A 20,840-nucleotide genomic window follows, 5' to 3' on the forward strand; every position below is an offset into this window, starting at 1 on the left:
CGCAAATCTTCCATCACAAAGGTACTTCCATCCCCGGTGACATCGGCAATTTGCCCGACATGAAACCCATCATCTGGATTCGCTGTCGCCATAGAAAATAGGGGACGCGCCGCCCCTCCCACATCCGGATTATCAAACACCCGTTGTACTGTATTATTGGGAACCAACATAAAGCCAAATTCATCCCCTGGACGCATTTGGACTGTCTTAACTCCCAAATACTCTCCAGAATTTTGGTCGCTTTCTCCTAATTCACCAACGAACCGCGCCCCTTCCGTTTGGTCACTAATCACAACATGACCTAACTCGGAATCACTCAAAGCACGAGACGCCGCTTCCTGAATAAACGCCTCCGAACCCGGTTCAAACTCCTCCATCCCCTCTAAACTAAAGACGGCGAGTTCACCTTCATATCCCCCACCATCAAAGAGGAAATCAACACTAACGTCCCCAGTTTGTCCAACCGTAAACACGCCGGATTCAAATGTGGGACTAGAACTGTCTAACCCGGTTAACAGCGATTCATTTAACGGCGTTTCTTCCGTCAGCGCCTCATCAGTGGCTTCACTTTCCGCCACGTCATCCAGTGAGGTAACAAAGGGAATCTCTTCTAAGGTTTCCTCTCCTTCAAGCGAGGTTACAAAGGCAATCTCGCCTAAATCATGCTCTGAACTATCGCCAAACCCTTCCTCAATCTCCGGAATATCAATATCAGCAATTTGGTCAGCCGAGATATCGATATCCACGATATCTATAGGATTATCCGTGCCATCCAATAAACCACTGGGCGTTAAAATCGGTTCTAAAATAAAGGCTTGCGGTAAGTCCTGACTCTTCTTTTTCGGCGCAAATCCTTGAGCAGCAGGACGTTTCTTTGATAAAAAATTAAACCAAGGCATAGATGACCCTTTTGTGGAATAGTGCAGGTAAAATTACCGATTCAGCCAAGCAGCAAAATCTATCAGATGCTATGAGTCGCTAAGGGGTTAAACCCATTCAAATTCGCAGGCAAGTTCGACTTGAGCCAAGCCCAAAATTATGACGATGAATTAAGGAAACACTGAATAAGCACGCTGAAACCCAAACGCTGCTGCCAGTCAATGTAAACAAATTGTCCAGCAAATCCTGTTACTGAATAGAGCAGCAATTGCCAGCAGCACAATCGGACAGAAAACGTATTAAGTTGAAGGGAAAATCAACTGAACGGAAATCTAGCTTGTTCACTATCCTACCCCAAAATAATAAACTTTGCCTTGAGTTTTTTATTAAGTTTTCATAAAGCGGGGAACTTTTTCCTGACAATCAGCGACAGGTCGTAAATGTTACAGTCTGGGCGGGTTTAGTTACATCTGGGTGCAACCGAAAAGATAGTCGTGAAACCCGCCCCTACACAATTCACACATCAGCCTATCCTCCGTAAAATTACGGAGACGGTAAACTCCCCATGTCAGCTATTTGTCGTAGAACCCCGTAAGTCTCTGCTTAAAGATTTGATAAAGGGATGAAAAATGATTGATTTCCCTGAACCTTTCCGTTTACCCTGCAAATAGGCATCTACTACAAACATCATGCAGGTTGGAAAAAAATTCACAGCCAAAGAACAACCCGACTGGATTTGTCCAGACATCAGTCCCCACTGGCAACTCAGCCAACAGGCGTCCTCCAAACAGTATACTCTGCGATCGCGCCACGATAATCGTCAGTTTCCCTCATCTCCAGCCGAGGTTTACGCCCTCAGCCATTTCACCGGAAATTTCACGGTGACTCAACTTCAACAGCAATGTCAGAAACAATATGGTACAGCAATTTCCCCGAATTTTGTCCTAGATTTATGGCAAAAACTGATTACACTTGGCATTCTCACATCCGATGAATCGATTATATTATGTCCGGTTGAATACTCACATTTAGGTGGAGACAAGGCAGAGGGCAGAAGGCAGAGGGCAGAAGGGAAGAAGCAAAGTTGCAAGGAAGAAGGATATTACAGTTATTTAGGCGGACATGATATTACACCTAACCCAGATGTTGCAGCAGACAGAGGGCAAAACATAAACAATGGCAGAGAAATTCCCAACCCACCCCATTCTCAGCCCCCGATAGACAATAAGATATTAGACACCGATAACACAGAACACCAGCCAAATTCTCCACCCCCCAATTCCGCCAAACTTCAACTCAAATCCTGCGTTCAATGGATTCCCCACGCCGATGGTTATTGGATACTACGCAATCCCGAAGATGTCACCTTTCTCCAAGTTGATTCTCACAGTAAAGCCGCCATCGAGCAACTGGGAAAACATCCCCCCGCCGATATCGCCAAACACAATAACCTCACCCTTGAACAACTCCGCTACCTGCTACAACTTCTCACCGCCACCGGGATGTTAGTTGGAACCAAACCCGCCAAACCTCCCAAACGGAAATTTACCCCACTCCAACTCCTCTTTTTCAAAGTTCCCCTATTGAATCCCGACGCTTGGTTAACTCGACATATCACTAAACTGCACTGGATTTGGACTCGTTCAACTTGCCTCATCCTGTGCTTTTTTTTAGCCATTTCTCTCTTTATTGGTTTATCCCAACGTCCCGAAATTATCCTCACCGGACAACAATTAGTCGCGAATCAGGGCATTTCCCTTCTATTCCCCTTTGCCCTACTCGCCATGTTAGTCGTCACCCTACACGAACTTGGACACGCCTTTACCCTGAAACATTACAACGGCATTGTTCCCGAATTCGGGCTACTTTTCATGTTTCTAATGCCAGCGGCTTATACCAATACAACGGATTCCTATTGCCTATCTCGATTTAAACGAATTTTAGTCGTCGGCGCTGGTATTATTTGTCAACTAATTATCGCTGCAATCGCCTTTTGGTTATGGCAATCCTCAGCCAATTGGTTAGCCACCGCCAGTTATCTGTTGATGGTAGCCGCACTCTTTACCATCGCCCTCAATCTCAATCCCCTGGCAAAATTTGACGGCTACTATCTCGCCGTCGCCCTCACCGGAATTAACAACCTCCGCACTCGTTCCTTCCAATTCTACCGAAACCTACTACGCCGACACCCCAGCCCCGAACCCCGCCACAATCGCCTAATCCTCGCCACTTACGCCCCCTTCAGCCTCCTCTATATCCTCTTCGTCTTCGGTAGCCTCTTCACCCTAATCACCAATTGGACATTAACCAACATCCCCTTCTGGACAATCACCCTACTCACAATTTGGGCAATTTACTACTACTTCCCCCAAAAACCAGCCGAGGTACAGAAAGACAAACACAAACAAACAAATCCCTCCAAACCCCTCTGCGAACCTCTGCGCTTCCCTCTGCGAACCTCTGCGTTTCAAAAAAATCCCCAACCCCTAACCCCCATGAACCCCTCCCAACCCTTACAACTCGCCCCCCCAACCCGCAAACCCCACCTCCCCCTCAAACAAATCGCCATCCTCCTCACCATCGCCACCAGCGTAAGCCTAATCAGCCTTATCCCCACCTCCTTTGAAGTCGGGGGTTCCGTCGAACTCGAAACCCGCCAAGGCGCTAGAACCATCGTCCGCACACCCATAGCCGGAGTAATTACAGAAATCTACGTCAAACCCGGACAAACCGTCCAACCCGGACAAATTCTGGCACAATTATCCAGTCTAGAATTAGACCGAGAAATCGCCACCATCGAACAACAACTCGTCCAAGCCCATCAAGTCTTAGACACCGCCCAGAAACAACGCATCCGCGCCGAAGCCCAACTCGTAGAAGTCCAAGCCATAGCTGAAGCAATGATGGCAAAAACCCGTCGAGAAAGCTTACGCGCAAAAGCCCTCACCCAAGGACAACTCACCCCAGAAATTCAAGTCTTAAACACCCAACGCCAACGCCTCCAGGAACGCATCCCCGAACTCCAGGAAAAACTACAACGCTATGATTCCCTCTACGAACAAGGCGCAATTTCCCGCAACCGCCGCGATGAAGTCGAAAGTGAACTCCACAACATTGAAAGCAATCTAGTCGCCAAAACCCAAGAAATCGCCGCCGCCAAACAAAACCAAACCGATACCGCCCGGGACTTACAAACCGAAACCGCCTCCCAACTCGCCGCCATTGACGCCTCGGAAATGATTGCCACAGCACAATCCCAAATGATAACTCAACAACAAGCGATCGCGACGCTAAAAAACCGCCTATCTGAACTAAAAACCCATAAACAAAATCTTACCCTACGCTCTCCCATCGCCGGGGTTATCCTCACCAATGATTTAGACTTGCGGCAAAATCAAGAACTCAAACCCACCGAAGACTTCCTCCTAGAAATCGCTGAACTCAGCAACCTCACCGCCACAGTAGACATTAAGGAAGAAGACTTAGAATATGTAGAAAACCATAAACCCGTTACCTTCCGTCCCCGCCAAGCTAAACTCAGACCCTACACCGCCACCGTACAACGAATTCTGCCTCAAATCCAGCACGAACCCTCCCAACCCCAACCCATCGCCCAAGTGGAAATTGTCGTGGATAATAGTGATGGTAAACTCTATCCAGGAGCCACAGGATATGCCAAAATCTACTCAGAACGGATTCCCCTGTATCAACGTTTAGGGCGAGAACTGATGCGCTTAGTTCCCTTAGAGCGATTCCTGTGGCGAGAAACGGAAAAGTAGATGCAGATGGAGAATTTGGCATTAACCTCTCCTGTGGCGATTTCCCCGCTTCACAGGAGTTCTCCATTAGTAAGTAGTCGGACACAAGAAAACGGCACGCTCATTAAGTTTTGTAAATCGCCCTCAAACCCTTATTCTTGCCTGTTGCCTAATCTCAACCGTTAACTTTACTGAAAGTCCACCTACTTATGACTTGCCTTTGGATAGATACGCTGGATTCAATACATTGCTAAAGTTTAAAATTAAGTCAGTTTATCGCAGGGGAAAGAAACAAAATCCTTCCCAAAAATGTATTCAATAATACACAAACCTGGTGAAATCAACTAAGCATTTGCCGGATAATCGATTAGAATACTCGTCCAAACTTTTCCTCCAAATGCTTCACCGCTACTGAATCAACTGACCGGGTGTATCTGCCCAAACTAACCATTCAACTCCGAGGACAACCAACGGTAATGATGCGTGAAATAATCATCCCTTTCGGTGCTGGCGTACTTGTCGCTGGCTTGACACCAACCGTCAGCGCTATGCCCATTGAACCCTCTCAACCCGACAACGCCACCCTATCTGGTGAGTCGCTACAGGGACTAGACAGTCGTAGCCTCAACGATAACACGACGTTTTTCCCTCAAGCTTCATCCAGATCTAAACCTGAATCTCTAGCATTACCTGATCATGAATCAGAGAATGAAACTCCCGCCATCTCGGTATTTGGCATAAAATTATCGGCTGAAGAATCGCCATCTGATTCCGACGATTACCCCTCCACTCATTTAGAGTTAAGCGACTTGGAGGTTTCGGCGGGTGGATCATCCCTGGATAGTGAGCAAGTGGTGAACGTGAAGTATCGACTTCTTTCGCCGTGAAGCATGGGAACCTTTAAACAGGGAGGTAAAGGGCGACCCGAGCAAATTAAAGGGACACCGTTGTTAATTTTTGCAAGCGGGTCGCCCCTACAGGGAAACCAAAGGTAACATTAAAGCCCACAGGGACTATCGCTACCATTATTTTCCATAGGCGCTACCGTATGACTCAAACGCATAAAGAAGGATTGAGGCGTGTCTTCCACATCAGACACCACGCCATGCAAACGCCGCACCAATGCCATAATCTTATTCCCATACTCCGGATCAGCACTCCAGCGCCGACTCAAGTCATACACCGAAGGCGCACTCCCGCGTAAGACAAACTGGAACCGAGGACTGACGATGGGCGGATGTTCAATCGGTGCAGTCGTCCCATAGGCTTTGAGATGCTGAATGTGCGCTTTCACACCTGTGCGGATATCCGGGAAAAATGCACCCGCTGGATCACTATTGGCTGTCCCTAAACCACCAAAGTTATTCTGTTCCGGTTGTAATAAACCGCCAAAGCGTAAAAAGTTGGTCGTCAGACACATCTGACAAAAGGCAATGTCGTGATTGACATCTTCTTTTTCCGCCTCTTCAATGTAAATGGTATGAATGTCGGGGAACTGGTCGAGCGCTTTTTCATTATTACTGGTGAGAAAGGCTTTCAAATCCGCTTCTGTGGCATTGCCAAACCAGATAATCTTGTCAGACTCATCCAAATCCGTTTGAGTCGCTGTATTCAGTAATACCGTTCTGGTATCACTATCCCAGCCGACGGAGATATTAAAGGGCTGGAGATCAACCGCTTTTACATACACGACATTGCCATAACTGATTTGGCGAATATCCGATTCCATGGTCAGATTAACGCCTAAGTTTTCCACCAGATCCGCTGGAATATAGGAATTCCCATTGACCAGAAGCCCTTTTTCGTCATGATCGTAGTTTTGAATTTTGATATTAATCAGTCGGAAATGGGGTGAAGTTTGATCCGATTTTGCCGTTTGACCACTCCATTGCAGCAAGCCATCAGCTAACCCTTGAGCAAAGCGATCGCGGTTTTCTTGAAGTAAGGTTAAGTCTTCGGGATTGTCGAGGAAACAGATATTGAAGATAATCGATGATGCCGCGACTTCACGACAAAAGGGAAGCTGATTTTTGGCACTCAAGGTATCCGGTTTAACACCACGAGAGAGGGGTTTTCCGGGTAAACGCAGTTCGGGAACTTTTTCCAAGAATGCCTCTAAAACCAACTTAGCATCGTCTTTGCGTTCCTCGTTTCCATCAATATAATAGACTTCCGTCCCTCGAACTGAACCATTAAAGGCATTACCACCCAGTTCAATTGCCACATCCCCAGGTAGGACGCGATCGTTGATCCATTTGATTGTACCCTCCAAATCTAGGTCATCGGGTACCGTGAGGAAATTAACCCCGCGTGACTGGAGTTCCTGCACCAGGGCGTTACGAGTGAGAATCATTTCCTCGGCTTCTGTCGTCCCTAAGGCAACAACGCCGGGATCTTTAAGGTCATGACCCGCAGAAATCAAGATGCGCCCAACAGCCGTTGGGGGTGGAGTTGGGGGTTTAGGTGGTTCAGGTTCAGGTTCAGGTTCTGGAGTCGGTTCCGGTTCAGGTTTAGGCGGCGAAACAACCGCAGGTGCGCCGAAAAATCCCAGTTGTACCAGAGTGGCGGGTCCCACCACACCATCGCTAATCAAGTCCCTTGCCTTTTGAAACAGCTTCACTGCTGCTTGAGTTCCTGGTCCAAACACGCCATCTACCCCAACATCAATTTTGACATCTGCTAACGCTTGCTGTATTTTGCGGACATCTTCACCATGCATGTAGGGACTGGTCAACTTAAGGATTTCAAAACCCTGCCAGACTTGCCCAAAACCGCCGATAATACTCCGATTCAGTCGCCGTTCAGTGGCGGGTCCGTAACCCCCGTCTTCGGCAATTCGATCCTGGGGATTGTATCGATTCCAAACCCGTTGAAATGCCAGTACCGCTTGGCTACGAATATCACGTCCGCCGCGAATATAGTCGAAGTGAGGATAGTCCCTCGGACCCAACCATCGCCAGCCATGTCGTTCTAGAAAGGATCGCCAGCCATCGGTATCTTGGATATCGATCGCTAAACCACTTTGGTGATTACTGCGAGGTGGACGGGCGGCGAGTTGAATCCCACAGCGACGACCTCCCCGATAGTGATTGTAGAGGATCAGTTGTTGAGCAATGGTGCGATACCCGGAGTTGATGACTAGGGGAATGCCGCGATCGCGAATTGCCCGCCCCAGGGCGGCTTTGGCAGCAGGCTGGAGAAAGGGCCACACGGCTTTTCCCAGACGCACATTCAAGTCTTCAAAACTGACCAAGGTGTCCGGTGTGATAAAGTTCATCTCATCAATCACCTGTTGATCCAGTCCCCGCACCACATGGGTGGAACAGGAACGCACACTATACAGGCGTTGGGTGGAACCGGGGGGAGACACTGGCGGTAGCACCACGGTTTCGCCATCCCAAATCTGAATATGGTCAGTGAAGACGTACCAGGTATTTTTGTTGTTGAACAGGTGGTTGGCAAACGCCACCCGGATATGGTGAGGTTCTCCGTCCTGCGGGTCCCAACTGTGCAGTGCTAACTCTGTCCCTTGCGTCAGACCATACAGGTCATCAGGGTTAGAGATTTGACTACTATCGACAGGTCGCTGTTTGAGGAGGGTATCTTCAACTATTTTAAGCGTTAAAGCCATATAATTTAGAGCAATTTTAGTTATTGTATTATATTGCCTAAGTCGTCGGACAAAATTCAAGTTAACGGTTGAGATTAGGCAACAGTAAGGATTTAAGACTCGTTAACATTTCTTAGTACAGCAGACAAAATTTATGTCCAGGGATTTACGGGGATGTCTTGTTCAAGAGAGGCTAGAGTCAATTGCATCAAACTCAAGGCGGCAACTATTAAGATTTGATTAAGAAATAGCCATGGAATCCGCGATCGCGTTATACCAAATCCGAGTTATCTATTTCCTCGATCATTCCAGTCCGCCCAGGCTGACTTTATTGGTGTCGTGGTGACGTCTAGTGCAGCGCGGCTTCAAATACTAACCAGTTAACAAGCTGCTTAAAAGCAGCTACATTATGTTCCTTATAGCCTTCTGCCATCTGCCTTCGGACTTCTGCCTTCTTGTACTAGTCGCTAGCATGTCTCATGATTTATGGACCTTCCCCCCACAGCAAATATCCATTAGCCGACCAAAGGCGGTTAGTCTTCTTAAAGAATATTATCAAGAATCCGAACATTATTGTTGGTGACTACACCTATTACGATGATTTTGAGAATCCCGAAAACTTTGAACGAAATGTTTTATATCATTTTGATTTTGAGGGCGATCAGCTAATCATCGGCAAATTTTGCGCGATTGCCTCAGATGTCAAATTTATTATGAATGGAGGAAATCATCGCACCGATTGGATGACGAATTATCCCTTTCCCATCTTTGGTTCCGGCTGGGAAGTCGCTATGCCTGATACCTTCCCCTACAAAGGGGATACAGTGATTGGGAATGATGTCTGGATCGGGTATGCCGCTACCATTATGCCCGGTGTTCATGTCGGGGATGGGGCAATTATCGCCACCGCATCAGTGGTAACTCGCCCGGTTGAACCTTATGCGATTGTGGGTGGAAATCCGGCGCGAGAAATCCGCAAGCGTTTTGACGATAACATTATTAATGAACTGTTAGAAATTCAATGGTGGAACTGGGATATTGAGAAGATTACCCGTAATCTGAACGCCATTTGCGGTTCAGATATACAGGCATTACAGGAAGCTGTATAACTCGGTCAATTAGAAGGTTCTGATTAAGTGCGATCGCGTCTTTCCCTGTCACTCACTCAAACCCTAACCCGACGTGTTTTGTGTCCAATCCTCCAGTGATAAACCGGGAACTTGAGAGAAATCCCGTTGGTTGCGAGTAACCATCACCCCATTAACTGAAAGTGTTATGGCGGCAATTCTTATATCTTTTTGTAGTCTTTTTTTATTAAGTTTCTTATTTGCCCGCAATAGTTGTTTATAGCAACACAAATTGCAATACATCTTGGAGTCGCTCTTCGGGGAGTGCTTCAACCTCCCTCAATAACTGTTGTTTTAGGCTAACAATGGGTGTCATAATGTTTCCCGTATTTGCTACAATTCACATCCTTCTTTACCCATTGTAGATTCATCTTCTCGATTGGGATCAAATCCCGATATTCGGTTGACAATCAAGGTAGTGGCGAAGACAACGCCGACTCCGCACGGGTAGACGGTGTTAAAGCCGTATCAGCCAAAGACTACTACTATAGAAACAACGAGTTAAGCTAAAAGTATTACCAAGGAGGGCTGAATGAATGATCAGGAGTTGGCAACTCTGCTAAATGATTTGGAAGAAGATGCCCATCTGCTATCTGCTATCTGCTAGTGACAGTTAGGAAAAAATTATGAATACAACGATTATTGCTTTTTTCAACAACAAAGGCGGTGTGGGTAAAACGTCATTAGTTTATCACTTAGCCTGGATGTATAAAGATATGGGGCTGCGAGTTGTTGCCGCCGATCTTGATCCTCAAGCTAACCTGACGGCTGCATTTCTGGACGAGGAGCGATTGGAAGAACTTTGGTTAGGTAAGGATGCTCATACCGTTTTTAATTGTATACAGCCGCTATTAAAAGGAACAGGTAATATTGATAATCCCTATCTGGAATTCATTGAAGAAGCTCAGTTATCACCTTTTGGAGGAGACTTAGCTCTTTTAGTGGGCGATTTAGATCTGTCTGGTTTTGAGGAAGATCTTTCAGGACAGTGGTCAAATTGTTTAGATGGGAAAGAAAGAGCATTTCGCGTTATGTCTGCCTTCTGGAGAATTATGCAAAAAGCCGCTTCAGCTCATAACGCTGACGTGATATTACTGGATTTAGGTCCTAATTTGGGGGCGATCAATCGGGCGGCGCTAATTTCAGCCGACTATGTAGTTGTTCCCCTTTCACCGGATTTATTTTCGTTGCAAGGTTTGCGTAATCTGGGTCCAACATTGCGGACATGGCGCGAAGAATGGCAAGAGAGACTAGCTAAAACAAGTTCTCCAGGAAAGAAGGGTTTAGCCACAGATTTACAGCTTCCTCAAGGCAAAATGCAGCCGATTGGATACGTGGTTTTGCAACATTCAGCCCGATTAGATCGCCCAGTCAAGGCATACAACCGTTGGATTGCGCGTATTCCAACGGTTTATCATGAAGATGTATTAGATCAGCCGTTGACTTATAATATTTCTGTAGCCGATGATCGGCATTGTTTAGCCTTACTGAAAAACTATCAAAGTTTGATGCCCATGGCTCAGGAAGCCCGGAAGCCAATCTTTCACCTCAAACCGGCTGACGGGGCGATTGGCGCTCATACTTATGCGGTGAGGAATGTCTACCGAGAATTTGAAAAATTGGCTCGTGCGATCGCACAACGAACAGGAGTAAAACAGTTGTCAACACCCACCGCGCCTTTATAGTGGCATAGCGTACCGAATTGGATGGATTAAATTGTAGGGGCGCACTGATGTGCATGGGTGTCAACTTAAGCCACATTACCCACGATAGGATACTGGGTGTGGGGTATGGGGTGACCGGGTGTGGGGGAAAGCGAGCAATTTTGGCTCACTATGTATTAAAGTTTCCTGTTTGGAAAAAACGTGGATGAATAGGTGAGGTGAATGGTGGTAGGTATGAGGTTTTTTAGCCGACAACAGACAATTCCATCCCGATACCCGACACCCGACACCCTTGCTCAACCGAGCTTTTCATCTTAAGTTGACACGGATGACTGATGTGCGCCCAGAAACTCCGTACAATTTCTTCTCTACAATTGAATCAGGGCGGGTTTTGTTGTTCAGTTATTGATGACAAACTAGCTTGAATCCCTAAACCCGCCCCTACAATTTAATCTCTTGTAGAGACAATTCATGAATTGCCCCTACAAATAGCGCCTACACCACAACCAAAACCTTACTCATAATCCAGTTGCGGATCAACCTTAAACGTCCCCACAGACGCCTGCAACTCTCGCGCCACTTCCACCGTTTTTCGCAGCGAATTTGACACTTTTGTCGAGGAATCCGAGGTTTGGGCTGACACCATAGCAATCTCATACATCAAACTACTCACCGCTTGCGCCGTTTGCGTCTGAGACACCGTAGCCGTAGAAATTAACTGCACCAATTGGTCAATCTGATAGGATACCTCTAACATTTGACCCAAACTATTCTTGGCATCATCCACCAACTGGGTTCCTTCTACCACCTGCTTGGTGCTTTGTTCCATCGCCTCAACCACCATCGCGGTTTCCCGTTGAATACTCTCAACAATTTCCTCAATTTCTTGAGTCGCCGCCGCTGATTTTGCCGCCAATTCTCCGACTTCTTCAGCAACAACGGCAAAGCCTTGACCCTCTTCACCAGCCCGTGCTGCCTCAATCCCGGCGTTAATCGCAAGTAAGTTGGTTTGTAGGGCGATTTTCTCAATGATAGACACCACCTTAGCAATCTGTTGTGACGACTCACCCAAGCGCTTCACTTTTTTCGCCGTCTCCCCAATCGCACCCCGTAGATTTAAGATATTTTCTACCGTTAAATCCATCGCCGCTTGACCCATTTGGGCGGTATTGGATGCTGTACCGGCAACAACTGCCGCTTGGCGAGCGTTCTCTGCCACTTCTTCAATGGAACGGGTCATTTGTTCCACAGAATTTAAAATCTGAGTCGTTTCTTCTGCCTGTTTCAGGGCGGCTTCTGCCAGTTGCTGAATCGCTTGTTCGTCTTCACCAACTGCCATATTCACCTGAATCGCTGACTCTTGTACCCGCGTGACAATTTGCCGCAAGTTCTCCACAATTGAGTTGAAAAAGTCAGCAACAGTGCCAATTTCACCAATGTTGACCTCTGCCCTTACTGTTAAGTCCCCTCTGGCTGCGCCTTCCACATCATTGAGCAGTTCAACTAATTGCATTTGAATCGCTTCTTTTTGTTGACGTTGCTCCTCTGCCAGTTGTTCGGCTTTTTGACGGGATTGCTCGATTTGGGCTAAGAAATCTAAACGATCTAAGGCTGAACCGAGTTGAATCGCCACCTGTTTAAAGAAGGTCATTTCTGAGTCTTGCCACACCCGGGTACTGGAACATTGATGGGTAACTAACAAGCCGTGAAGATCCCCATACGCCAAAATCGGTGCGACTAAATTGGCTTTGACTTTAAAGGGTTCCAATTGACCCAGATAACAGTCACTCAAACCCGCCTTGTGAATATCTGCAATCGCCTTGACTCGTCCCCGCTTGTATTTCTCCACATATTGCTCGGCAAAACAGGGGTCAGCAATATTCGCGCCCAAGGCTTTGGGAAACCCGTCCGCCACCGATTCAGCCGTGATTGTTCCTTTCCAGTTTTTGTCAAATAGATAAACGATCGCGCGATCGGTTTTCATGGTTTGGCGAATTCCTGTGATCGCAGCATTATAAATTTCCTCCACGGTCACGGATTCCCGAATACTTGAGGTAATTTCGTTCAATTGTTGCGCCCGTTCGGTTTCTGCTTCTTTTTCGACCAAGAAGTTCACCCGGTCTAAGGACAAACCAACTTGAATCGCTAATTTCTTGAGAAACTCAATTTCTGACGGTTGCCAATTATGGGGCGCATTACAGTGATGGGCAATCAGTAAACCAAATAACTGCTCATCTTTGAGAATGGGGGTGACCAAATTGGCTTTAACTTGTAACCGTTCCATTAACTGGAGGTGATCCGGATGAAAACCCGCTTCAAAAACATTATTTGTGGGTACAACTCGTCCTTTTTGGTAAGCTTCGATCAGAGCATCCCCAATACAAGCGTCTTCGATTTTATCCCCCAAAGCCCGAACCCAACCGGGGGCGACGGCTTCATTGGAAATGTATCCCCGCCAGTCAGGTTGGAACCGATAAATCACCACCCGATCCACACCCAGAATTGGCAACGCTCCCTGAACAGCCGCCTGGAAGACTTCCTCTAAATCGCGTTCAGTCCGAGCGCGGGAAGCGGCGATGTTGGCAAATAATTCTGCCTGTTGCGTTTCTGCCGATTGCTGATACAATAGTCCCTTGACACTGGTGACCAGATTATTAAATGCTTGGGACAAGAGGCGAGTTTCCGTCGGACCTACGGGTTCAGCTTGAACATTCAGATCCCCAGCAATCATCTGTTCCGCCGTGCTAACCAATTGTTTTAAAGGCATTGCCAAACGACGGGCTAAAAATAGTAAAGTGGCGGCGATCGCACCGCCTAACAGCAGGAAGGCTAAGGAAAAGGTTAACGCCGCTTGCGACCCAGTTTGGCGGAGATCACCCAGTTCCATGGAAACCGCCATCACCCAGTTGGTTTTGGGAACGGTGACCAGAAGATAACGGCGACCCGCGTATGCAAAGCTAGCGCTGTTTAGGGAATCACCAACCTGGGATTGAACGGACTCTAGGGTTAAATCCTTAAGTGGTAAATTACTGGCTACCGATTCCGACTCAGGGTTCTGAGACTCTGGACGATCAAGTAACATCCTAGCAGCTTGGGCGATCGCATCACCGCCTAAAACCGCCTTCTGAGTGTCTCCATCCTCAACCCCAACCGTATGAATGACGCTGAAGTTCCCCTCTTGGTTCAGGGCTAAAAGCTGTACGATTTGAGAATCAACCAGGTGTAAGTCGGAGAGCAAATTATTCAGCACCGTACCAAAGGCTGTGGCGGGTAAGACACCTTTGACCACACCCAGAAATTCACCGGAGTTTGGATCAGTAATCGCTTGACTCAGTTCAATGCCAAACGTATTTGCCGATTGATCAAAGGTTGGTTCGATTAACTGACCCTCTTCGGTTTTGGTTCGTTGCCACCATTGTTCATCCCGTTGCACAAAGTCGGACGTTGGGCGACTATATGCCACATTAAATCCATGCTTGTCGGTAAAAAACAGCTCTGCAAATTCGCTAATTTCTGCCGTTCTCTGCAAATAACTATTCAGAGAGACATTGGGTTGGACAATTTTATTCGTGGCGAAGGTTTGTTCAAGCTGCTCAATCGGAATCGTTGGCAGCCCTTCTTCTTGCGCTACAGTTGCCGTATTTTTAGCGGCATTAATGACTAACGGGTTATTCGCTAATATTTCTGGTACTTTTTGCGATTCAGTTAATAATTCATTCACAACATCACTGGCAAATAAGGCTTCATTTTGTAGTAACTGCTCCGTTTGTTCTTGGCTGCGTCCCGAAATAATCCCATAAGTCACTAATCCGGCTAATCCCAGGGGAACCAGTACAGCAGGCAAAATGGTTTGTAATAACTGAATCCGCAAGGGCGTACTATTTGGCGATGATAACCGATTGTAGCCAGCCGGAAGAGTACGCTCTAGGAAAGAAGGCTGTTTTTTCGCTTCTGGAGGCGTCATTTCTGGGGGGGGAACGGGTTCTAGAGGGAGTTGAGAGTTGGGATAATTCGTTGCACTATTTGGATACCCTCTATTCAAAGTGTCTTCATGGGATTGAGGATTATAGGTGTTCAGTGGATCAAATTGGGTAGCCATGAAATAAAGTCCTTGAAATGAGAGTCTTTGTTGATTAGTGATTGTGATACTCGCTTTTTGAGAAGCAAGCTACGTCCTTTGTCAGGGTTTGAGGCTTGTTTACACAAAACAAGCGTGGGCGTGCTGTTTTCTTTAGTCCGACTACTTAAAAATAGCCCCTACTCAACACTCAGAACTCAACCGGGTTTATCACTCAACTAAAATGGGTAGACGATCAGGGTGAAAGTAGGCTAGGTGGTTTGATTTTTCTTTCTGTATCAATCGAATTGCTATCAATTGTCCAATACCCTATATCAGCATTACATGATTAGAGAACTAGACCTAAATCTAAAATCTAAAATCCAAAACCGTATCCGAGGACTTCTGCTGTTAAACAACACAACAGACACTGATCCTCACCAGGCGTCCAAAAAGACAGCCGCATTTTTTGCTGAGTCCTAATTCACCAATGACAAATGACCCGATGGATTAAAGCACTCGTCTACACGCCACACTAGCCGCCCTTATCCCCCCGCCAGAGGCAATTAAAGCGCCGATGGGACCACCAACGGCTTCGCCTGCGATCGCCATTTCAATCGCCACCGCCAACGTACAAACATCTAAATCCGCTTCTGATGCAGGTTGGGCTTCTGGATGGTTGTCTTTCCACGCTTGGGCTAAAGGAACAGCAAGTTCTGCTAATTGATGGTCTAAGTCAAATTGCTGCACTTCTTCAGACGTTACAGTATCAGGGGTTGAAGCATGGAGATGACTTAATTGGTTGTCGGATTTGAATGAACTCATAGTGCTAGTACCTAAAAAAAACACCACATTCAGGAACAGTGGGATTGAAGCGAAAACGATAGATTACCCTGGTGGTGTCCAACCTTGAGGAGAACAGAAGCCAAACAGGTGAGCGATCGCTGACCCTTGGCTTTCGTTCCCAGATCGGGTTGAATCTGTAAGACAGTCGTATAACTTGTAATACACTTTCCTTATCATAGGTCAACTACACCAGCATCAGCAACTAAGTCTTGGAGGTTTTATCGAGTCTTCATAAACTGGGGACGTGAACTCACGCACCATGTCCTCGAAGGTCGCCAAGAGTCATCACTCATAACTTCCCTGAGGCGTTACTCAAATAGAACCGTAACCTCACTGGATTGAGTAAAGTAATTCCAAATCGCGATCGCTAAATCATTCTCATATTCCAGCTTTTCTATACCCTGACAATTCTGGCAATTCCCTATACATGATGACGTTTGACCATCTAATGCCCCCTCTGGAATTGCCAAACAAATGTTAACAACCGGGATCTCGTGTCCCTCACCCAATCCGTTGTAGGTGCTGAACGTCACTGCCGCCACATAGTCCATATTGATGATCAAATCGGCGAGTCGGATGAATGCCAAGATAAACTCCTCGCACAGATAATTCAATAACTGTTTTCTCAAAAAAACCCTACATAAAAAGGTTAAGTCATACACCAATTGGCGTAGTCAAGATTGAACTGTTCAATTTGGTGTCGTAGATGCGTTGACTGGCAACGGAATAGATCAGATCGTCCCTCTAGCTTGAGTGTTTCTCAAAGGTGGGGTTTCTTTGCTATGCCATTGCCATGACCCTGAAAATGGACTTAACCGTAAGATAGCGTAAAACACGTAATACACCAATAGCATGATAGTCAATCTGCACGCTGATCAGCAATAGGCTGATCACCAAGGCGATTAGGGATGGAGGTCGCCTTCGCTTCGCCGCCTAGCGCCAGCCTTTGCATGGAAAATATTCACTCCGGGAATGAATCCAGCAGCACAGATATCCCCCGGACACCCACCACCGTCACCAAACTGCCAATCACCACCAGGCTTAAACCTCGTAAACTAACCTGTAGCGATCGCAGTCGTTGTTCTAACTCACTATCATAATGTTGGGCTAAGGTTTCCAGCGTCCGATCCAATGTTCCGCTTTCTTCCCCGGTGCTAATCATTTGTAGCGCTGTGGCGGGTAATTTACCCTGGAGACTCTGACTCAAGGGTTGACCCAGGCGGACGCGCCGTCTAGCCCAAGAGAGTTTGCCTTTCATGATTGTATCGGGGATATGGTCTCGCAGTAAATCCAAGGCGGTGAGGATGGAAACCCCACAACTTAACGGTAATCTTAACTTAGCCAGATACAGGAGCGATCGCACCTGCACGATTTTCCCGACAATCGGTAGTCGTCTCACCAGTTGCAGCCACAAGGGACTAGAAAAGCGAGACACCAGGACGATCATCACCCATAATAGCAGTGCGATCGCCAATCCTCTTAACCAAAACTCTGGTTTAATAATTCCGGTTGCATTCGGGTTAAAAATAGCCGCCGTTAATACCAAAAACCCCCAAATTGTCGCTATCGCAGAACGTTTGACCGACCCATATAATCGTTCTTGTCGCGCTTGTGTTTCGGCGTCTTCAGCTAACAGTTGACAGGTTTGGGGGAGAGAACCGCTATACTCAGCTAAACGGATTAAGCTAATCGTCCAACGGTTAAAATAACCGCGTTCACAGGTTAAGGCAGTGGCGAAATCTTGACCGGAACCGACAGCCAGACTAACTTTTTGTAAGTAGCGTTGAACGGTTGGGGTTAAATCGTTGCCCACTAGGATTAAGCTTTGCTGTAGATTGATACCCGAATTAAGTAATTTAGCCAGTTGGTAGAAAAATTTAGCATTTTGGCGATTTGTCATTGGTCATTTGTCCTTCGTCATTTATCATTTGTTCAGGTTTAATACCTCCTTTATAATCTAGTCCGCTTTTAGTGAGGTTGGTTTAATCTGAGATCTTCCACCTTTGTTAGTTAGTAAGCGCCGACACCCGCCCGGAGTTCAAACTCCGGGCTTATCGCTCAAGTCCACGAAGCCTGGACTAAAACTCTTATTCAGTCGTCTTTAGACGACTTTCGCTTTAAGCCTTGGGTTTAAACCCAAGGCGGTTGGTGAGACTCATTACCATTATATTTTTCACAAATTACCACTGAATCACACGAAGCGGTTGGTGAGACTCATTACCATTATATTTTTCACAAATTACCATAATATTCGATAAATATTGGTCAGTCTTGTACTGAATCACACGCAGCCCCGCCTGTTCGATTTCTTGCAACAGGTCAGGGATTTCAAACTTATGCTGTCTCCAAATCATGATCTCTTCCCCTGCTGCGATTTCAATCGACTTATCTTCTGCCATTATCCGGAAATTTATTCTATAATTCTGATTAAGTTTGCCCATGCTATCTCTAAAATTTTGCAAGACGGCGGTTCTATTCTGATGATTACCCATGGTTACGCCTAAGTGTAATATGATTGGGGCGGTGTGGTCAGTTTTTAGGTTAATCTGATGGTTTAACAATGTTTGGGATAGTGAATGATTTTCGATATCAATCCTGTCGCTGATAAACTCGATATGAGAAAACCATTTTTTGATATTTTGCTGGGATAGTTTGAGTAAGTCGTCGCTAATGTCTAAGGTGATATATCGGTTTGAATGATGTCTAAGATTTCGGCATCTGAGAAAATTGAGTAAAATTCAGCACTAGGCTGGGTGGTGCGAAGGATAGGATATTGCTGAGATTTAGACATTGATGTTTCCCTGGTTCGTAGTAAGCACTTTAGTGCATCAACGTTACATCTTGCACCATTCATCGTAGGGGCGCACTGACGTGCGCCCGATTACCAACGTGCGCCCGATTGAACAGGCTCTCCGGGAGTTATCGTGATAAGGAAAAGTTATTGAATTTGGTCAAAGGCTTGCTGGATAAGGATTTTCCTGTTCCCTGTTCCCTGTTCCCTGTTCCCTAAAAACTAGAGTTTCCACCAAAAGTACCAAAGAGCCAATTGGATATTAGTAGCGAGATTGGATATTAGTAGCGAGCAAGATGCTCGCACTACAAGGATTTCGTCATTATTGATATTAAAGTCTAAATGCCGAACAGCGTAAGCTGTAATTGAATGTTTTCTTCCCCTGCTTCCCCTGCTTCCCCTGCATCTTTGCTCAAATTGTGCATAAGCTCTCAATCTTCAGAGATAGATGCCATTGAAAGCGATACACCAAGGATATCTACCATGGAACTCAAGCACATTGGACTGACAGCCGTTGTTACCCTCTTAGCAAGTGTCTCCACCTCAACCTCTGCCCTAGCGACTCTACGGTACAGTCCAGAGGGTACACCCAATCCTTATATGCTGGAACTGGAAAATCCTCAGATTGCTCAAACCCCATCCAGAGAGTTGGTCAACTGGCTCAATAAAGGAATGTCTTTAATCAAAGCCGGAAACTATGCTGAAGCCGTTAAAGCTTATGACCAAGCGATTGAAATCAATGGGGAAAGTGCTGGCGCTTGGATGGGTCGCGGGTTTGCTCTATATGGCTTGGAGAAGTATCCAGAAGCGGTTACAGCGTTCAATCAAGCAACGGAACTCGATCCTAGTTTAGTTGGGGCTTGGGTCGGCTTAGGTATGGCTTTGGATGATACAGGCAAACCGGAAGATGCGCTCGCTGCTTATGATCAAGCTTTGAAAGTAAATCCTAACAGTGATTGGGCTTGGTTCCATCGGGGAATTACCCTGGGACGTCTGGAACGTGATCAAGAGGCATTAGAGGCTTATGATCAAGCTGTTCGCATCGATCCAGACTACGAACGGGCGTGGTACAATCGTGGTTATATCCTGGTGGAATTAGAACGTTATCCAGAAGCAGAAACGTCATTTGCCGAAGTCGTCCGCATTAATCCGAATCATGAGCCAGGTTGGTTCATGCGCGGTGTAGCGTTACTCGAAATGGAGCAAAACGATACTGCTCTCAACGCTTTTGAACAGGTGTTATTAATCAATCCAGATAACGCCTATGCTTGGTACAACAAGGGCGTTGCTCTAGAAAAGTTAGACGGGAATCCTGAGGATATTTTTGCCGCTTATGACCGAGTGGTGCAACTGATACCGGATGATGTGGATGGCTGGTTTAAGCGAGGGAATGCTTTATTGCGTTTAGATCGCTACGCAGACGCCTTGAACTCTTATGATCGGATGTTAGAACTTGAGCCTGATAGTGAGGCGGGCTGGTATAACCGAGGAATCGCCCTCGCCCTGCTAGAACGGTATCGTGACGCGATCGCATCCTTTGATGAAGCCCTACGTATTAACCCGAACAATACAGAGGCGAAGGAACATCGCGACAAATTGCAGGAACTGGTACAGCAGCAACCCCAAGAGGCGATCGGATAATCAATTGCTGACAACAGATACAGGGGCATTTGTCATTTGTCATTTGCCCTTTGTTTTGTGTCCTTTGTCCAATCGCCTTTATATCATGCCAGACTGTGTAACGAGTTTATTATACCTGTAGTTATTTTGCCAGCCGCATTAACCTTTTTCATTTCTACCAAGTGAGTGCTTCTGGCGCTAACTCAAATAACTTTTTCAACTCTGGGATAAACTGTTGCTGACGCTGCATTTCTTTCCAGATTGTCGGATGTTGCATTCTTTGTAATGCTGTAATCATAGGCTTAAGTTGATCTAAAGGGGTGTCTGTTTCCTTTTTCTTAATATATTCACCCAATCTTGCCCGATAGTTGTAGAACGCTTCTTTTCTGGCTTCGACTAGATAGTCTCGGTCATTTAAGCGTAATACCTCAATCGTATAGTCTGCTCGTTGATAATCTTTTGAATCTAGAGAATATCTAGGCAAAAAA

At 46.4% G+C, this 20,840-nt stretch carries 13 protein-coding genes and 1 pseudogene; 5 read left to right on the forward strand and 9 right to left on the reverse strand.

Annotated elements, in window-relative coordinates; translation table 11 throughout:
• Positions 1 to 899: DUF4114 domain-containing protein (locus tag RIE73_RS37060; protein WP_446405927.1), on the reverse strand; the 899-nt coding region annotated here is incomplete at its 3' end.
• Positions 900 to 1,568: 669 nt separating this feature from the next.
• Between RIE73_RS37060 and RIE73_RS37065 the strand changes: the two genes are divergently transcribed.
• On the forward strand, positions 1,569 to 4,658 hold the full coding sequence (locus RIE73_RS37065) for an efflux RND transporter periplasmic adaptor subunit (protein WP_446405928.1): 3,090 nt from the start codon (positions 1,569 to 1,571) through the stop codon (positions 4,656 to 4,658).
• 455 nt (positions 4,659 to 5,113) lie between these two features.
• The gene (locus RIE73_RS37070; RefSeq protein WP_446405929.1) at positions 5,114 to 5,524 is read left to right on the forward strand and encodes a hypothetical protein; all 411 of its coding nucleotides are present in this window, start codon (positions 5,114 to 5,116) and stop codon (positions 5,522 to 5,524) included.
• A 110-nt stretch (positions 5,525 to 5,634) separates the two neighbouring features.
• Here the strand turns inward: RIE73_RS37070 and tftA are convergent, their stop codons facing one another.
• Entirely contained in the window at positions 5,635 to 8,268 is a 2,634-nt protein-coding gene (gene tftA / locus RIE73_RS37075) for a hormogonium tapered terminus morphoprotein TftA (protein WP_446405930.1), read from the reverse strand.
• A gap of 458 nt (positions 8,269 to 8,726) precedes the next feature.
• Here tftA and RIE73_RS37080 point away from each other — a divergent pair, with 458 nt between their 5' ends.
• Positions 8,727 to 9,356, forward strand: coding sequence for a CatB-related O-acetyltransferase (locus tag RIE73_RS37080; RefSeq protein WP_446405931.1), 630 nt, complete (start codon positions 8,727 to 8,729; stop codon positions 9,354 to 9,356).
• 644 nt (positions 9,357 to 10,000) lie between these two features.
• Positions 10,001 to 11,059, forward strand: coding sequence for a ParA family protein (locus RIE73_RS37085; protein ID WP_446405932.1), 1,059 nt, complete (start codon positions 10,001 to 10,003; stop codon positions 11,057 to 11,059).
• 493 nt (positions 11,060 to 11,552) lie between these two features.
• On the opposite strand, the gene RIE73_RS37090 is transcribed toward RIE73_RS37085, so the two are convergent.
• The 6 genes and pseudogenes from RIE73_RS37090 to RIE73_RS37115 form a co-directional block, all read right to left on the reverse strand.
• The gene (locus RIE73_RS37090) at positions 11,553 to 15,137 is read right to left on the reverse strand and encodes a GAF domain-containing protein (protein WP_446405933.1); all 3,585 of its coding nucleotides are present in this window, start codon (positions 15,135 to 15,137) and stop codon (positions 11,553 to 11,555) included.
• A gap of 468 nt (positions 15,138 to 15,605) precedes the next feature.
• Positions 15,606 to 15,920 carry a hypothetical protein gene (locus RIE73_RS37095; protein ID WP_446405934.1) on the reverse strand — a complete coding sequence of 105 codons (315 nt, stop codon included), beginning with the start codon at positions 15,918 to 15,920 and terminating at the stop codon, positions 15,606 to 15,608.
• Positions 15,921 to 16,249: 329 nt separating this feature from the next.
• On the reverse strand, positions 16,250 to 16,555 hold the full coding sequence (locus RIE73_RS37100) for a hypothetical protein (RefSeq protein WP_446405935.1): 306 nt from the start codon (positions 16,553 to 16,555) through the stop codon (positions 16,250 to 16,252).
• A 347-nt stretch (positions 16,556 to 16,902) separates the two neighbouring features.
• Entirely contained in the window at positions 16,903 to 17,841 is a 939-nt protein-coding gene (locus RIE73_RS37105; RefSeq protein WP_446405936.1) for a type II secretion system F family protein, read from the reverse strand.
• A gap of 280 nt (positions 17,842 to 18,121) precedes the next feature.
• On the reverse strand, positions 18,122 to 18,433 hold the full coding sequence (locus RIE73_RS37110; RefSeq protein WP_446405937.1) for a hypothetical protein: 312 nt from the start codon (positions 18,431 to 18,433) through the stop codon (positions 18,122 to 18,124).
• A gap of 3 nt (positions 18,434 to 18,436) precedes the next feature.
• Positions 18,437 to 18,625, reverse strand: a pseudogene (locus tag RIE73_RS37115) (L-histidine N(alpha)-methyltransferase); the annotation flags it as partial.
• A gap of 590 nt (positions 18,626 to 19,215) precedes the next feature.
• Between RIE73_RS37115 and RIE73_RS37120 the strand changes: the two are divergent.
• Entirely contained in the window at positions 19,216 to 20,373 is a 1,158-nt protein-coding gene (locus tag RIE73_RS37120; RefSeq protein ID WP_446405938.1) for a tetratricopeptide repeat protein, read from the forward strand.
• Between the two features lie 154 nt (positions 20,374 to 20,527).
• Here the strand turns inward: RIE73_RS37120 and RIE73_RS37125 are convergent, their stop codons facing one another.
• Positions 20,528 to 20,836: a hypothetical protein gene (locus RIE73_RS37125; RefSeq protein ID WP_446405939.1), complete on the reverse strand. Its 309-nt coding sequence runs from the start codon at positions 20,834 to 20,836 to the stop codon at positions 20,528 to 20,530.
• Positions 20,837 to 20,840: the final 4 nt, after the last annotated feature.

The sequence above is a fragment of the Coleofasciculus sp. C1-SOL-03 genome (genome assembly GCF_040220555.1).
Classification (GTDB): domain Bacteria; phylum Cyanobacteriota; class Cyanobacteriia; order Cyanobacteriales; family Coleofasciculaceae; genus Coleofasciculus.

What these genes read in the sequence shown, in the direction of transcription:
- RIE73_RS37065 (WP_446405928.1), top strand. Translation starts at nt 1,569, where the DNA reads ATGCAGGTTGGAAAAAAATTCACAGCCAAAGAACAACCCGACTGGATT.
- RIE73_RS37070 (WP_446405929.1), top strand. Translation starts at nt 5,114, where the DNA reads ATGATGCGTGAAATAATCATCCCTTTCGGTGCTGGCGTACTTGTCGCT.
- tftA (WP_446405930.1), bottom strand. Translation starts at nt 8,268, where the DNA reads ATGGCTTTAACGCTTAAAATAGTTGAAGATACCCTCCTCAAACAGCGA.
- RIE73_RS37080 (WP_446405931.1), top strand. Translation starts at nt 8,727, where the DNA reads ATGATTTATGGACCTTCCCCCCACAGCAAATATCCATTAGCCGACCAA.
- RIE73_RS37085 (WP_446405932.1), top strand. Translation starts at nt 10,001, where the DNA reads ATGAATACAACGATTATTGCTTTTTTCAACAACAAAGGCGGTGTGGGT.
- RIE73_RS37090 (WP_446405933.1), bottom strand. Translation starts at nt 15,137, where the DNA reads ATGGCTACCCAATTTGATCCACTGAACACCTATAATCCTCAATCCCAT.
- RIE73_RS37095 (WP_446405934.1), bottom strand. Translation starts at nt 15,920, where the DNA reads ATGAGTTCATTCAAATCCGACAACCAATTAAGTCATCTCCATGCTTCA.
- RIE73_RS37105 (WP_446405936.1), bottom strand. Translation starts at nt 17,841, where the DNA reads ATGACAAATCGCCAAAATGCTAAATTTTTCTACCAACTGGCTAAATTA.
- RIE73_RS37110 (WP_446405937.1), bottom strand. Translation starts at nt 18,433, where the DNA reads ATGGGTAATCATCAGAATAGAACCGCCGTCTTGCAAAATTTTAGAGAT.
- RIE73_RS37120 (WP_446405938.1), top strand. Translation starts at nt 19,216, where the DNA reads ATGGAACTCAAGCACATTGGACTGACAGCCGTTGTTACCCTCTTAGCA.